At 50.9% G+C, this 14,955-nt stretch carries 7 protein-coding genes; 5 read left to right on the plus strand and 2 right to left on the minus strand.

From position 1 onward, the window contains the following. Positions 1-3,366: a PKD domain-containing protein gene (locus ACQ4MZ_RS17065; RefSeq protein ID WP_430846590.1), complete on the minus strand. Its 3,366-nt coding sequence runs from the start codon at positions 3,364-3,366 to the stop codon at positions 1-3. Between the two features lie 341 nt (positions 3,367-3,707). Between ACQ4MZ_RS17065 and ACQ4MZ_RS17070 the strand changes: the two genes are divergently transcribed. From ACQ4MZ_RS17070 to ACQ4MZ_RS17085, 4 genes are all read left to right on the plus strand, one after another. Then, positions 3,708-5,690, plus strand: coding sequence for a 7TM diverse intracellular signaling domain-containing protein (locus ACQ4MZ_RS17070; protein ID WP_430846592.1), 1,983 nt, complete (start codon positions 3,708-3,710; stop codon positions 5,688-5,690). Between the two features lie 327 nt (positions 5,691-6,017). Then, positions 6,018-8,984 (plus strand): SusC/RagA family TonB-linked outer membrane protein, encoded by a 2,967-nt coding sequence (locus tag ACQ4MZ_RS17075; RefSeq protein WP_430846594.1) that lies wholly within the window; start codon positions 6,018-6,020, stop codon positions 8,982-8,984. 12 nt (positions 8,985-8,996) lie between these two features. After that, the gene (locus ACQ4MZ_RS17080) at positions 8,997-10,463 is read left to right on the plus strand and encodes a RagB/SusD family nutrient uptake outer membrane protein (protein ID WP_430846597.1); all 1,467 of its coding nucleotides are present in this window, start codon (positions 8,997-8,999) and stop codon (positions 10,461-10,463) included. Between the two features lie 56 nt (positions 10,464-10,519). Beyond that, positions 10,520-11,977, plus strand: a complete 1,458-nt coding sequence (locus tag ACQ4MZ_RS17085) for a glycoside hydrolase family 30 protein (RefSeq protein ID WP_430846599.1) — start codon at positions 10,520-10,522, stop codon at positions 11,975-11,977. Between the two features lie 72 nt (positions 11,978-12,049). Here the strand turns inward: ACQ4MZ_RS17085 and ACQ4MZ_RS17090 are convergent, their stop codons facing one another. Beyond that, positions 12,050-13,651 (minus strand): PQQ-binding-like beta-propeller repeat protein, encoded by a 1,602-nt coding sequence (locus tag ACQ4MZ_RS17090; protein ID WP_430846601.1) that lies wholly within the window; start codon positions 13,649-13,651, stop codon positions 12,050-12,052. A gap of 218 nt (positions 13,652-13,869) precedes the next feature. On the opposite strand from ACQ4MZ_RS17090, the gene ACQ4MZ_RS17095 reads away from it, so the two are divergent. Then, positions 13,870-14,889 (plus strand): bifunctional transcriptional activator/DNA repair enzyme AdaA, encoded by a 1,020-nt coding sequence (locus ACQ4MZ_RS17095; protein ID WP_430847708.1) that lies wholly within the window; start codon positions 13,870-13,872, stop codon positions 14,887-14,889. Positions 14,890-14,955 lie beyond the last annotated feature (66 nt).

Consider the following 14,955-nt stretch of genomic DNA (forward strand, 5'->3'; position numbering starts at 1 on the left):
TCAGCGGGTCAGGTAAATGTTCCCCCGTAGCTTCCCGGATTTTTTCTTGTCGATATAGCGTATTTCGGCTTCGTAAACGTACATGTCGGCAGGCATTTCCTTGCCGCCGAAAGTCCCGTCCCAGGATTCGCCCGGCTGCTGGCTGCCGGGCTGTACATCTTTCATTTCAAAGACAATTTCTCCCCATCGGTTGCGGATCCGCAAAAGACCAATTCTGCTGATCCCCGCCCCGAACAACGTGTAGCGGTCGCCGTGGCCATCACCGTTAGGCGTAAATGCCTGTGGGATGTCTACCTGGCATTCCCGGACGACAAATGCAGCTGCGCGCTCAGTCGAATCCAGGCAAACCCCGCCTTTTACCGTAACCAATTTGACATCGTATGTGCCTGGTTCAAAGGGGAGGGCCGGCTCCCGCGTTTCGGCCGTTCCTCCGTCACTGAAATACCACAGATATTGGTCGGCCGGTTCGGAATGGTTGCGGATGACTACCGGGCCGGGAGCGCAGAATAGTGAGTCGCCTGCGAAGCCAAAATCGGCTTTGGCGGGGGAAACGACGGTTACCGCAGTTTTTTTGGCAACTACCTTGCAAGCCTGGGTTTTACGGAATACACTCAATGTTACCTGATAGGTCCCCGTGCCTGGAAACAGGTGTTCTGGCGAGTGGTTCAGCGAATCCAGCGCACTGCCATCCCCGAAGTCCCACACAAATCCGATCTCCGGAGGTGATTGATTGGCAAACTTTACCGATGAGTTGTTGCAGGCAATGGCGGGGCTCTCAAAGGTTCCTGAGGGCGATTCTGTTGTTTTGATCGTCAACTGGGTAGAGTCGGAGCCACAGTCGGTGAATGCGATCAGCGTCACTTTGTACTCGCTTTTGCTTTTCGAAAATGTATGCGTGGGATTAGCGGTGGTTGCAATGGTTCCGTCGCCGAATCGCCATAGCCAGCGGACCGGCTTTGGAACCGAAGCATCTTTGAACTGTACAACCTCTCCCGGACATACTTCCGATTTGGAAATGGTATACAATGCTTTCACGGTGCTGGGGTACACACGGATAGCCACCGAGTCATTGTCGGCTCCGCATTCGCCGGTGACTTTCAGTCTGACAATGTAAGTTCTGGCGCTGTCCTTCGCCGAAAAGAGGTGGGATAGCGTATCGTTGGCGGATGCCAGCGTGGTTCCGTCGCCAAACGACCATACCGACGTTTTTTTGTCGTGGCCGGTGGACCGGTTGGAAAACAGGAGCGAAGCAGGTGTGCACCTAAGCATTGTCGAATCGACGCCGATCTCGGCGACTGTGCCTGGCCGGACAGTCACTTCCTTCACATCGGTTTGGCCTCCGCAGGCATTGTCGGCCGCGACGCTGATTTGGTAGACGGAATCTTTTCTGCTCGTATTTTCAAGTATTTTGGCTGCAAGCTGGAATCCCTTAAAAACAGTCTGACCATTTACCTTCCAAACATATTCGATACCAGGTTCGGCATTGCCGCTCACATTGAAGGACACATTTAAAGGTGCGCAGCCGGCTGTTACGCTGGGTGTAAAACTGATTTTCGCTGGCGGACGTGTAATGGTAATCTCCCGGATGAGCGTGTCGGCACAAGCACCTGCGCGTGCGACAAGTGCGATGGTTTGTTTGCCGGGAGACAATTGAAGTTCCGGGTTCGCCTCGTTGGCAACGATTTGATTATTGACCATCCACACGTAGGCTTCTGCCCGCAACGACGTGTTGACAGGCTTAAAAGCCTGCCCTGCGCAACCGTCTTGAAGGGAGAACTCTGCTTTGGGGCTGCCCATCGTTACCTTTGCCTGTGCCTCCGCCCTGCAACCGGTCTTGCTGGCAACGGAGTACCGGATATCAAATTCATTGCCTGATAATCCGGCGGTAAAGAGGGTGTCTCCTTTAATACAGCCAGAGCAGGAAGCGGTTGCCCATTGGCCGCCCGCCGGGGTGCCGGAGAGCTTGATCCAGGCCGTTCCTTCGCAGATGGATTTATTGTCGGCGGTGGCCTCAATCCCTTCGACAGACACCTTCACGGATGTCGTCATCACGCATTTGCCCGTACCGCGGGTGTACGTGATATTGAAACTGCCGGGTGTTTTGGGAATAAAGAAACTTTGCCCGTTAACGGTTTCGATGGCACCTCCGCTCCACTCGCCGCCTGGCAGGTTGGCGGTAAGTAAAATGCGCCCGGAGCTTGTACAGATAAGGGTGTCTTTGGGAATGGATAAGATTTTTACCGGTTGAGCCGGGGAAACGCTGAAAGTATCGCTGGCTATTTGCGTGCCGCAGGCGTTCTGGACTTTGGCCACCACAATGTATGGCGCGGAAGCAAATTTGAGAGGAACCTCCTGGCCGGGCGAGAACGGGGTGCCATTCATGGTATAAACGGCACCGGGGATAGGATTGGCTATCTTGTAGGCTATTTCTTCACACACATCCGGCTGCGGAGTGATGGATGGTGCTATGGTGCTGATGACCTTGTACTTTCTGGTAATCTTCCTGTTACCGCAACTGTTGTTGACGGTTAGCGTAATGGTATACTCCTTAGCCTCTTCCAGTTTGATTTTGATGGCCGCGGCATTAGGCTTGGTATTGTTCTGATAACTGAATTTTCCACCCTCAATCTCCCAGCCGTAGCCCGACTCGTCCTGTGAAATGCTACCGTCGAGATCGATGATGCCGCCGCTTGATAAACACACAACTGTGTCTTTTTCAATGACCGATACACCGGAGACTTTAAAATCCGGAACAGGCGGTTTGGCGAGTTTAAACTCGGTCTCGGCCGTACTGGTGCCGCAAACCTTGGAAGTAGCTGTCAGTTTTACTTTGTAGGTTTTGGTAGGGTCTGTAAAAGAAAGGTACGGATAGGTGTCGGTACTCGTCCGGCCATCGCTGAATTCCCATAAAAAGTCGACGCCGTAGGTGGGGCAGCTCTCGTTCCGGATCGTCACGGCAGCACCTGCGCAAGCTGCGTCGATCACCGGCCTTGCTTCCGGTCTTTTCTTGAATATCAGCAGATAACCCTTATTATCATTCCCGCAGCTCACGGCGCGAATATTGAAGTTGTATTCAATTTCGGCAGCACTGCAATTTTTGGCGAACTGCCTGAGGTCATAAACGTGCATGGCTTTCTTTTCGGCAGTCAGCGAAACGCGCTCCGTGTTGCCATCGCCCCACCTGATTTCATATTCTTTCGAATCACAAAAACCGGGTTTGAGGGTAAGACAAAGTTCGTACGTCGAGTCGCTGGGTGTTACGCAGAGCTCGCCGGTGCCGGTACAAAACTGGAAGTCAACGGGTATTTGCGCGTGTGCAGAAAAGGTTAAAAACAGGAATAGAAAGGCGGGTAGAAGGTATTTCAATGCAATTTTAAGTTTGATAACACAGAAAGACAGAGGGTTGGAAACAAAGATCCGGGCATTAAAGATAGCACTCTGAAATAAATAAGTCACCAACTTTTTACCGTCGACGACTTATTTATTGCCCTGGCGTTGAAATAAGCTTTCAAATGGTTATTTCTGTGAGCGAGCCGATCGCCAAAGGAGTATTTGAGTTGTTCAAATAGGGGGGACGTTGTTTTGTATACGTGACAAAATGAAGGTTAATAAGTGTCGAAAAGAAGACGCCTTCGGGGCGTGCGAGCAATTAGGTCATTGAAAAGTGGATAAGATTTTTTGACCGTGTAGGGTGTAATCTGTTAACTTTGAAAGAAAGCGGTACGGTGATCAAACCCCTATTCTTACATATTGCTGTCTTTCTGAATTTGATCAAGCGGATTGGAATTACCCTTCTGATTTCCCTGATCGGCGTTACAGGCGTATTTTCCCAACCTGCCAGGGAAATCGTCGACTGGCAGGATCAACATATGTTTGTAGGGGAAGAAATCCAGTATCTGGAAGATACGGCGGGTTCTTATACCTTTTCGCAAGTGCTGTCTTCACCTCTAAACGAGCATTTTGTAAATAACCCGGCAAACACGCCCCAAAATTACCACCTGAAATCAACCTACTGGTTCCGGATAAAGATCCGTCACAATCCCGAAAGCCGCAAAAACTGGGTGCTGGAATTTTTCGACCAGACAATCGACGACATCACCGCCTATTTACCGGATGGAAAAGGCGGATACAGCGTGCGGCGAATGGGCGACAAGCTGCCGTTTGGTAACCGGGAATATGCGCACAAGAACTTTGAATTGAATATCGCCAACGACACAGCCTTTGACGGCACCTACTATTTCCGCGTAAAATCACATCAGACAGCCGACGCAATTATCGTACTGAGATCGGTCAACCGGTTCATTGCCTATGCGCTGGACGAGTATTTTATTTTCGGGATATTTTATGGTATGGTGCTGGTTTTCAGTTTCTACAACCTGATGATGTACGTCGCGGTCCGGCAGGTGCAGTACCTGTATTATGTATTGTATAATTTATGTGTAGGGCTTTTCGAGATGTGTGTGGATGGTATCGCCTACCAGTACCTGTGGCCCAATGCGCCCGAATGGAACCAATATGCTTACGGTATTGCGTTATACGGGATCAGCATTTTCGCCTTGCAGTTTACCAGGACATTGCTTTATACCCATAAAAAGGCACCTGCCCTGGACCGCTTCATTATCCTGGTGATGGTGCTGCGGACAATCTTTTTTGTGGCCTGCTTTGTCGTAGATACCAACTGGTTCAGCTATAAGTTTGTGGAGTTGGTGCCGCTTGCTGTGGCTTTTTACACGGGCATCCATATTTACCGGCAAGGGTATCATCCGGCGCGTTTTTTTGTGTTGGGGTATAGCTTTCTTTCGCTGGGTTTCATTCACAAGCTGTTGCTGATGCTGCATGTGGAAGGTCTGAACTTCGGGGTGGTTACCTATTACAGCCTGAGTATCTGTTTTGTCATCGAAATGATCTTTCTCTCGTTCGCGATCGGCGATAAGGTGAGTATCCTGAAAAAGAAGAAGGATAAGGCGCAGAGACAGATGATTCACCAGATGAAGCTCAATGAAAAGCTGAAAGACTCACTGAATGTCAGGCTTGAAGCCGAGGTCGCGGAGCGGACGCGCGAGGTCGTGGAAAAGTCGGCGATCATTGAGGCGCAAAACCAGGAGCTGACCCAGGTAAACGAACTGTTGCAGAAGCAGAAGGAAGAAATCCTTCAAATGAACCTGTTGCTCGAAAAAGATAATGAGGTCCTGCACACCAATGTAGTGAAAGTGACGCAAGCCCGCGTCATGTCCACGGAAGTGGATTTTGAGGAGTTCAGCAAGATCTACCCCGACAACGAGAGCTGCTTCCGGTTCCTGGCCGGAATGAAGTGGGGCAACGATACGGAGAACGATCGTTACGAATGCCGCAAATGCAATCACGACCACTTTTTTCACGGGCATTCGCCGTACAGCCGCAGGTGCGCCAAATGCGACTATGATGAGTCGGTAATCGCGCACACCATTTTTCAGAACACGCGCATTCCGATTAATAAGGCATTCTACATGGTGTTTTTGATGTATACAACCAAGGGGAAAATCTCTTCCCATAAGCTGTCTGAAATCCTCTCCATCCGGCAGAGCACTTGCTGGGCTTACGCAAGCAGGATCAAAAAAGTAATGCATGACCGCCGCAAAGAGATCGCCGCTTCCAAATCCGGCGAAGGTTGGAGCCTGCTGGTGTTGGAACACCCCCTTGAAGCGATCTGAGACGAACTGCGCCCGCGAGGTCTCCCGCATATTTTTCCAGGTTTAGGTAAAATCGTGCACTTTTTTTAACCGGAAAGCGGCGGTTTGCAGGCGTATCAGTCCTATACCCCGCCAGTGTGCGAGAGCCTTCGTCACTGCTTGTAAATCAGATAAATCACTCCTTTTTTACTACGGGTTTAAACCGTATCAAAATATTCATAAGTGTCTATATTACAGGAGATTACATTCATTTTTTGCTATTGTTTTTCTCAAAGTATACCTAACTTTGACCCCATGGAATTGTCCAAGAATTTATCAGATTAATTACCAATAATGCATTAACACTCTATGGGAAAGAGAATTACGATGTTCATTGCCATGATTTTCGCGGTAGCAAGCCTGGCGAATGCGCAGGAGATTGTCGTGAAAGGTGTGATCAGGGATCAGCAAAACCAGACCTTGCCCGGCGCGAGCGTTTTGGTGAAGGGGACGCAATCAGGTACTGTGACAGATGTAGACGGAAACTATTCGATCGGCGTGCCCAACGGGGAGTCCGTGCTGGTGATCTCATTCATCGGTTACGAAACGCAGGAAATTGCAGTGGGCAACCGGACGCAAATCGATGTGACGCTCGGCGGCGATCTGAAAACGCTGAACGAGGTGGTCGTGATCGGCTATGGCACGCAAAAGCGTGGCGACGTTACGACCTCCATTGCGTCAGTGGATACGAAGGATATCGAAGAGCGGCCTATTTTGCAGGCGGCGCAAGCATTACAGGGTAAGGCCGCGGGTGTGCAGGTTACGCAGCCCTCGGGCAAGCCTGGCAGCGCATTATCCATACGTGTGCGCGGGGCTACGTCCGTGCAGGCGGGCAACGAGCCGTTGTACGTGGTCGATGGTGTGCCTACGATGGACACGCGCGACCTGAACGTCAACGATATCGAAAGCATTCAGGTGCTGAAAGATGCCTCCTCGGCAGCCATTTACGGTGCCAGGGCATCCAATGGCGTGGTGATCGTGACGACTAAACGCGGGAAGGCCAATCAGTCGCAAGTGAATTTTGCAGCTTATTACGGCATTTCAAACATCGCGAAGAAGATCGAGGTCCTGAACCCGCAGCAATATGCCGACCTGATGAATGAAATGGGCCACAATGTGACGGTGGGCAGTGAAACCACCGACTGGAACAAGGAGGTTTTCACTACCGGGCATAATCAGAACTACCAGCTCAATTTTTCGGGTGGTACCGACAAAAACCGGTATTTCGTTTCGGGTGCGATCACCCAGGACAAGGGCATTATCCAGCCGGCGAGCTACCGGCGGTATTCGTTCCGTATGAACCTCGATAACCAGATCAAAAGCTGGTTTAAGCTGACGACCAATGTCAGCTATGCCAACGCGAAGGTCAGGGACGTGAAGGACAACAACAATGCGGGCCGTAATGCAGTGGTACTGGGAGCATTAGGTGCTCCGCCGACCATGGGTATTTACTCCCAGGATTCAATCAGGGGTACTATTTTCTCCACTAATCCGCTTAAAGCAGGCTGGGACAACCCGCTTGCAGCGATGTTCGGGCCGACGCAGGCCGCCCGCGACAACCGCATTTTCGGTAATGTGGCCGGCGACCTGACGCTGGCGAAAGGACTGGTGTTGCGCTCCAATTTCGGGATCGATTTCATGAATCATACCAACGATTACTACCTCGATCCCTACCGGACCACCGAAGGCTGGGGGGCCAACGGCAGTACCCACGGGCTGGGCAATGCGACACGCAGCAACTCTTTTACCTATCTCTGGGAAAACACCGTGAACTACGAGAAGAAGTGGGAAAAACATGAGTTCTCGGCATTGGCAGGAACGACCGTCCAGAAAAACAGCTGGAACAACGCTTACATGGCAGGCCGCGATTTCCCTGCGGATGGCGTCGTGAAAACGATGAACGCAGCGAACGAGATTACGGAAGCGTATACCGAGCAATCGGAATGGTTCCTGAACTCGTACCTGGGACGCCTGATGTACAATTTCGATAGCAAGTACCTGATCACGGCCAATTTCCGGGCGGATGGTTCGTCGAAACTGGCTAAGGGTAATCAATGGGGCTTTTTTCCATCGGTGTCGGCCGGGTGGCGCATTTCTGCCGAGCCTTTCATGCAGGATGTGAAGGTGATCAATGACCTGAAACTGCGCGGCGGCTGGGGCCAGAACGGTAATCAGGAAGGTCTGGCAAATTATGCCTCCTACGGCCTTAATTCCTACACGCGCCGCACACCTACGACTCCGCCTTCGGGCCCCGCTGTAACACCACCCACATACGCGCCCAACCCTGATCTAAAATGGGAAACGACTACGCAAACCAACATCGGGATCGATCTGAGCATGTTGCAGGGCCGCGTCACTTTCACGGCGGACGCCTATTTGAAAAAGACGAATGACCTGCTACTCAATGTGCCGTTACCCAATACGAGCGGCTACACCTACATGCCCCGCAATTCCGGAAAATTGGAAAACAAGGGGCTTGAATTCGTATTATCGACCGTCAATTTCGATAAAGCTGACTTTCAATGGACGACCGATTTTAATATCGCATTCAACCGTAACAAAATCACCGAGTTGCAGCTGAGCAAGATCTACCGCTACGCCGATGTTGAGGGCCGGAGCGATCAGATCGTCATTTTGCAGGAAGGCGCCTCGCTGGGCACTTTCTACGGATACATTGCGGACGGCGTGAATCCCGAAACCGGCGACATGATTTACCGCGATGTTAATGGCGACGGCGCGTTCTCGCCCTCGGATCGCACTGTCCTGGGATCGGCCCAGCCGAAATTCACCTACGGGATGAACAACAACCTCACCTACAAGAATTTTAGTTTGTCGTTCCTCTTCCAGGGTTCGCAGGGTAACAAGGCATTCAATGCTTCGAGGCTGGAAACGGAGGGAATGTACGACAGCAAAAACCAGTCGACCGAAGTATTGAGACGCTGGAAACAACCCGGAGATATCACCGATATTCCGCGGGCTACCGATGGCAACGTCAACAACTCACTGATTTCCTCCCGGTTTGTGGAGAACGCATCTTTTCTGAGAATGAAAAGCGCGACGATTTCTTATGCGCTCAGCAAGGAATTTGCCGGAAAGATCAAGCTGAGCAGGGCGTCCGTTTACCTCACGGCGCAAAACCTGTTTACCATCACCAAATACAAAGGGTTTGATCCTGAGGTGAATGCGTTTACGTCCAGCGGTGCTACCCTGGGTATCGACTACGGAACCTACCCGGTGTCCCGTGCATTCGTAGCAGGTCTTAATGTTTCGTTTTAATTCAGGGATTTTATGAAAAGGACTAATTATATAGCATGGGTACTGGGCGCGTCGATACTGCTGCCTGCGTGCCAGGACCAATTGGATTTACAGCCGGTTTCTCAAACCGTGGTAGGGGAAAGCGGTAGCGGTACGGCGGGTTCCACGATCAAAGACGCGGCCAGCGCCGAGGCCGCCCTGGCGGGGAGCTACGCGATTTTCAAGAACGGCTCGGCGGAATATTATGTGATGGATTACTTCATCCTGGGAGACGGGCAGTCGGACAACTCCTATGCCGGGGCAGACAATGCGGCCTGGTTTGAGGTGGACGAGTTCAGGATTCTGTCTACCAATGCGGTTGCGGCCAGGGATTGGCGGTATTTGTACAACCACGTCGCGAGCGCCAACTCGATCATCGCCAATGTACCTAAGGTCACCGATGCATCGTTGTCGGCTGCCCGGAAGGCGCAGATCGTCGGCGAGGCGAAGTTCATTCGCGCGCGGGCTTATTTTGACCTCGTGCGGATTTTTGGCGACGTACCATTGGTAGTGGACGAGCTGCCTACCATTACTTCTGAAAATGTAGAGGAAATATACGGTCAGCTTTACCCCGCCAGGAGCACAGCGGAGCAGGTTTACGCGCAAATCCTGAAAGACCTCGACGAAGCGGCTCCCGCTGTGCCGAAATCCGGACCGAACAAAATGACGGTAACCCCCGGCGCCGTGTACACCTTACAGGCCAAGGTGTATGCTACCCGCAAGGACTGGGCAAAGGTGAAAGAGCATGCCGACAAGGTGATCGCATTGGGTTACACGCTTATGCCCAATTTCGAGGATTTGTGGGACGGCAAACATGAAAACAGTGCAGAAGCCATTTTTGAGTTGAATTTCCAGGATTGGTCAACCGGCGGGAACTGGGGCTCGTCCATGTTCTACGGGACCGACTGGAAAAAATTCAATACGCCGTCCAATGACCTGGTGAAAGCTTTTGACGATGAGAAAGACGTTGTACGCAAGGCATCGACGATTTACACGGCCAACGTAACCGGCAAATGGTCGGATAAATACTGGGCGCTGACTAAGTTTCCATTCGCTTATAAAATGCGCAATACTGACGCCTCGCAGAATATCATCATGTACCGCCTGGCCGACGTACTCCTTTTGAAAGCGGAAGCTCTGAACGAAACCGGCGATCTGGCGGGTGCGCGTGCGTTGGTGAACCAGATCAGGACCCGGGCGAAACTGGCGGCGACGCCGGCGGCAGATCAGGCGGCCATGCGGCTGGCCATTGAAAAGGAGCGGCGGTTGGAGCTCGCATTTGAAGGGCAGCGCTGGTATGATCTGCTGCGGACGGGCAGGGTAGTGCCGGTAATGGAAGCGGTGAAAGATGGCGCGGGTAATAGTCTGAATTACAAATTGACTGAAAACAGGCTGGTATGGCCGATACCGCAGGGAGAGATCGATAAAAACGCAAACCTGACCCAAAATAAAGGTTACTAGAAAATAATGTACAGTCATGCCGGCGTCCCGGCATGACTTCTTTTTTGACTCAACTTATGAAAGAAATACTGATGGCGACGGTCGCCGGCCTGACCTTTGCGTTAACGAGCTGCTCGGCCGAAGCGCCGGCAAACGACAACCCCAGACCCACCGATACGACCTCGGCAAACAAGGTAGCGGTTTGGGTTACGAATGGTCAGCAAAGTAAATTATTCAAGAACGAAAATGGGCTTTCCATTATAAAAGCAGGCACCGGAGCGCCTTCCCCGAACCTGATCAACATTGATTTTTCGGCCAAATTGCAGGAAATGGAAGGTTTTGGAGCGGCGCTGACCGGTTCTTCCGCCTATTTGATCAATCAAAAACTGAATGCATCACAACGCGAAAAGCTCCTTAAAGACTTTTTTGACCCGCAAAACGGCATCGGGATCAGCTATCTGCGCATTACCATGGGGGCTTCGGATTTCTCGCTGGAAGATTTTACGTACAACGATCTGCCGGCAGGCCAGACAGACCCCGCATTAGCCCAATTCTCCGTTGCCAAAGACCAGACGGACCTGATACCGGTGCTGAAATCAGTCGTGGGCTTGCAACCGGCCATCCGGATTATGGCAACGCCCTGGTCGGCGCCGGCATGGATGAAAACGGGCGGGAAACTGGCTGGCGGAAGCCTCAAACCCGAGTGGTATGAGGTATATGCCAATTATTTCGTGAAATACCTGGATGCTTATAAAAAGGAAGGCATTGCGATCGACGCGATTTCGGTGCAGAATGAGCCGTTACATCAGGCGGCCTATCCGTCCATGAGCATGGATTCGGCAGCGCAGGGCCTCTTTATCAAACAGCATTTGGGACCGCTTTTTAAATCAAAAGCGATTAAAACGAAAATCCTGCTGTACGACCATAACTGGGACAGGCCGGGATACCCGATCTCGATTCTGAATGATCCGCAGGCCAGCCAGTACGTGGCGGGATCGGCATTTCATGCTTATGGGGGAAATGTAGCCGCCATGAGCGAGGTGCACGACAAATTTCCCGATAAAGGATTGTATTTCACCGAAATATCGGGCGGGCGCTGGGCTGTCAATTTCTCCGACAACCTGAAATGGAATATGTCCAATATTTTTATCGGAACGGCCAACAACTGGTCAAAAAATGCTTTGCTCTGGAACATCGCGCTCGACGAAAACGACGGCCCCAAAAACAAAGGATGCGATAACTGCCGGGGTGTAGTTACAATCGCTTCCGATGGCAGCCTGACAAAAAACGTTGAATATTACACGATTGCGCATATGTCTAAATTCGTCCGGCCAGGCGCATTCCGCGTGGAATCAGGCCGGTTGAGTGCTTCGACGAAGCTGGAACACGTTGCATTTCTCAATCCCGACGGTTCGAAAGTACTGGTAGTGCTGAACCAGGGAGCGGATAACAGCAAATTCACGGTTGTATTTGGCGAAAATCAGTTCAACTATACGATTGATCCCAGTGCAGTCGCGACCTTCTACTGGAAATAGCCTGAATACCAATAGGAAATCCCCGGCCCGTCGACACAAAAGGTCGGCAGGCCGGATGGGTCTTGCGGCAAATTATTCTGGCCTGCCGAACACGCTCATGAACGGACGCATATCCATTTCCGCGATATTGAGGTTGGACTTTCGATAGTAAAACTTCGTCCCAAAGCGCGATGCGTAAACCGGGATTTCGCAGCGAGCTACCGGTAAATTGCCGATTTTATCGACGACGAATGTTTCTTTCTCGTTACCCACAAACCGGAAATCTGCATTTTCGAAGTAATTCTGGTACAGGATACTTTTGTCTACTTTTTCGACAAGTACAAAATCATTGTTGAATTTCAGAATGTCACCGGCTTCCGAGCGGATATAATAATGTTCGCGGTCGAGACTTAACTGCAAGCAGGCTGAATCTTTTTTTGCGAATAAATCGTCCGATACGAACGAATGCATTTCATTGCCGTCAGGCATTTCTATCCTGTTTTTTTGCGTCAACCCGTCGGGCGAAAATTCGTGGACTTCGAGCTTATCGCGGTACAAGAGGTACAGGTCGCGGTCCTGGATCATATAGTCCGTGAAGTAACTTTTGCGCTCGTCCCAAACCTTCATGAAAAGCTGCCGGCCTGTGGCTGCATCGAACGCTGCAATAAACGGCGTACCGAAACGCGCCGGACTGCCGTACTTCATCGCATACCCCGTGTTGATCATATACAGGACACCGCCTTCCCTGAACAAATGCGATTTACTGGTTTGCTTCTCGTTCAGATCAGTGGACCAGATGGTTTTGCCATCCAGCGAATGGCAGCTGATTTTGTTCTTCGCGGCGAAGAAAACGGTGTCTTTATTGAAAACCGGATTGGAGCAAATGTCCAGGAAAAGGTTCATGTAGGAATTTCCGCCGTAAGGTATCCCATAGGCGTAGTATGCGCCGCCGCTCATGGCGCCGCTTGCCGCACCTAATGCCACGCCCGTGAGTACCGCAAGCCCTACCCGTTTCATATCTACCTTTTCGGAATGCGAGACGCGGTCCACAGACCAGCCCTCTCCATCGGTAATCCTGACCAAATGGAGGCCCGACGACTTGATCAGCGCCGTTTCATCGTCCAGCATTTGCAGATCTTGCCAGCCGTAAGTGCCCGGTACGTACCTGTGCCAGACCGATCGGCCATTTTCGAGATCAATGCCCTGCATGACTTTGAAGCCGCCATCCTGGAAGTTGTAGCAAAGCGCGCGGTCGAGCTCTGGAAAAACTTTGAAAGCGATACCCTTCGAAGTCCACAGCGGCAAGCCATTGTCGGTGTTGATCCTTTCCAGTTTGTTACCTCGCTGTTGGAGCATTACATTGCCGTCCAGGAGTAGCTGGCTTTGCGCATATTTGAATTTTTTCTGCCACCTGGGCTGCCCGCTGGCAGGGTCGAATACCAACAGGTTACCTTTCATCGTCCACATTTGTTTGCCCGGTTTTTTTTCGCGGAGCATTATCGCAAAGGACTCGTCGGGGAGCAGGTGAAGGCGGTAAACGGGTATTCCAAAGCCAATTTCGCGCCCTTTCAGCGGCGTATTCGTCCTGAAATCAATGCCGGTTTGCAGGTCATTGACAGTAAGCTGGATTTTAGATTGGGAAAAGGTGCCGGCAACAGGATGCAGCAGGAAAAAAAGCAATAGAATTTTTTTCATGGATAAGTTATGAAACTGATAAATGAGGTTTTGATTTCTAAATATCGAAATTAAAATACAAAAGAGAGGATAATGTTACCAGACGACACTATGTAATGTATTGATTTGATGTTTACCGGAAAATACTTGTCAATTTTCCGGTTGCCTGCCGGTTCGCAACCACGCTAATTTTGGCTATCAATTAAAAAAACGGCTCTATGAATCTTTCAAAGGAAAGGATGTATCAGGCTATTATTGAAAAGGATAGCCAATTTGAAGGCATTTTCTTTACTGCTGTGAAAACCACAGGTATTTTTTGTCGTCCGACCTGCACAGCCCGGAAACCAAAAATGGAAAACGTTGAATTTGTTTTTTCTACAAAAGAGGCATTTCAAAGAGGGTATCGGCCTTGCAAGGTCTGCCGGCCGCTGGAACATTCGCAACAGACGCCGGAAACCATTCGCTCGCTCCTGGATGAACTGACTGGCGACCCCGCCTTAAAATTCAAGGATGCGGATCTGCTCGTCCGCGGCCTTGAACCGAATGCAGTCAGGCGTTGGTTTCTGAAAAATCATCGGATGACCTTTCATGCCTACCAGCGCATGTACCGGATCAATTCCGCTTTCAAGCATATTCAGCAGGGACAATCTGTCACTACCGCGGCATTTGATTCCGGGTTTGATTCCCTTAGCGGTTTCGGGGAATCCTTTAAGAGTATTTTCGGGTTTTCGCCTGCAAGAGGAAAGTTACAGCGAGTGATAGACCTGACAAGGCTGGAAACGCCTTTGGGTACTATGTTTGCCTGCGCCACAAAAGAAGGTTTGTGTCTATTGGAATTCACAGACCGGAAAATGCTGGAAACCGAATTCCGTTTTCTCTCAAAATCCCTGAATGCAATGATCGTACAGGGAAGAAATGAGCATCTCGCATTGCTGGAAAAGGAGCTTAGGGAGTATTTTGCAGGAGCAAGAAAGGCGTTTTCTGTCCCGATGCTCACGGTGGGCTCCGCCTTTCAAAACAAAGTCTGGCAAGCATTGCAGGCCGTACCCTACGGCGAAACCCGGAGCTACCAACAGCAAGCCGCGATGATCACGAGCCCCAATGCGGTGCGAGCGGTAGCGAATGCCAATGGCATGAACAAAATATCCATTCTGGTACCTTGTCACAGGGTCATAGGAGCAGATGGCAACCTGACGGGCTACGGCGGCGGGGTATGGCGCAAACAGTGGTTGCTCGATATGGAGAAGGCCAATCGGTAGCTTCCAACGATTGCATCTTATCAAACAAGTATCCCCTGGTTCATGATTCGGAAAGACTTCCGATCG

The sequence above is a fragment of the Dyadobacter sp. BHUBP1 genome, from assembly GCF_050587785.1.
Taxonomy (GTDB): Bacteria; Bacteroidota; Bacteroidia; order Cytophagales; family Spirosomataceae; genus Dyadobacter.

What these genes read in the sequence shown, in the direction of transcription:
- ACQ4MZ_RS17075 (WP_430846594.1), top strand. Translation starts at nt 6,018, where the DNA reads ATGGGAAAGAGAATTACGATGTTCATTGCCATGATTTTCGCGGTAGCA.
- ACQ4MZ_RS17080 (WP_430846597.1), top strand. Translation starts at nt 8,997, where the DNA reads ATGAAAAGGACTAATTATATAGCATGGGTACTGGGCGCGTCGATACTG.
- ACQ4MZ_RS17085 (WP_430846599.1), top strand. Translation starts at nt 10,520, where the DNA reads ATGAAAGAAATACTGATGGCGACGGTCGCCGGCCTGACCTTTGCGTTA.
- ACQ4MZ_RS17090 (WP_430846601.1), bottom strand. Translation starts at nt 13,651, where the DNA reads ATGAAAAAAATTCTATTGCTTTTTTTCCTGCTGCATCCTGTTGCCGGC.
- ACQ4MZ_RS17095 (WP_430847708.1), top strand. Translation starts at nt 13,870, where the DNA reads ATGTATCAGGCTATTATTGAAAAGGATAGCCAATTTGAAGGCATTTTC.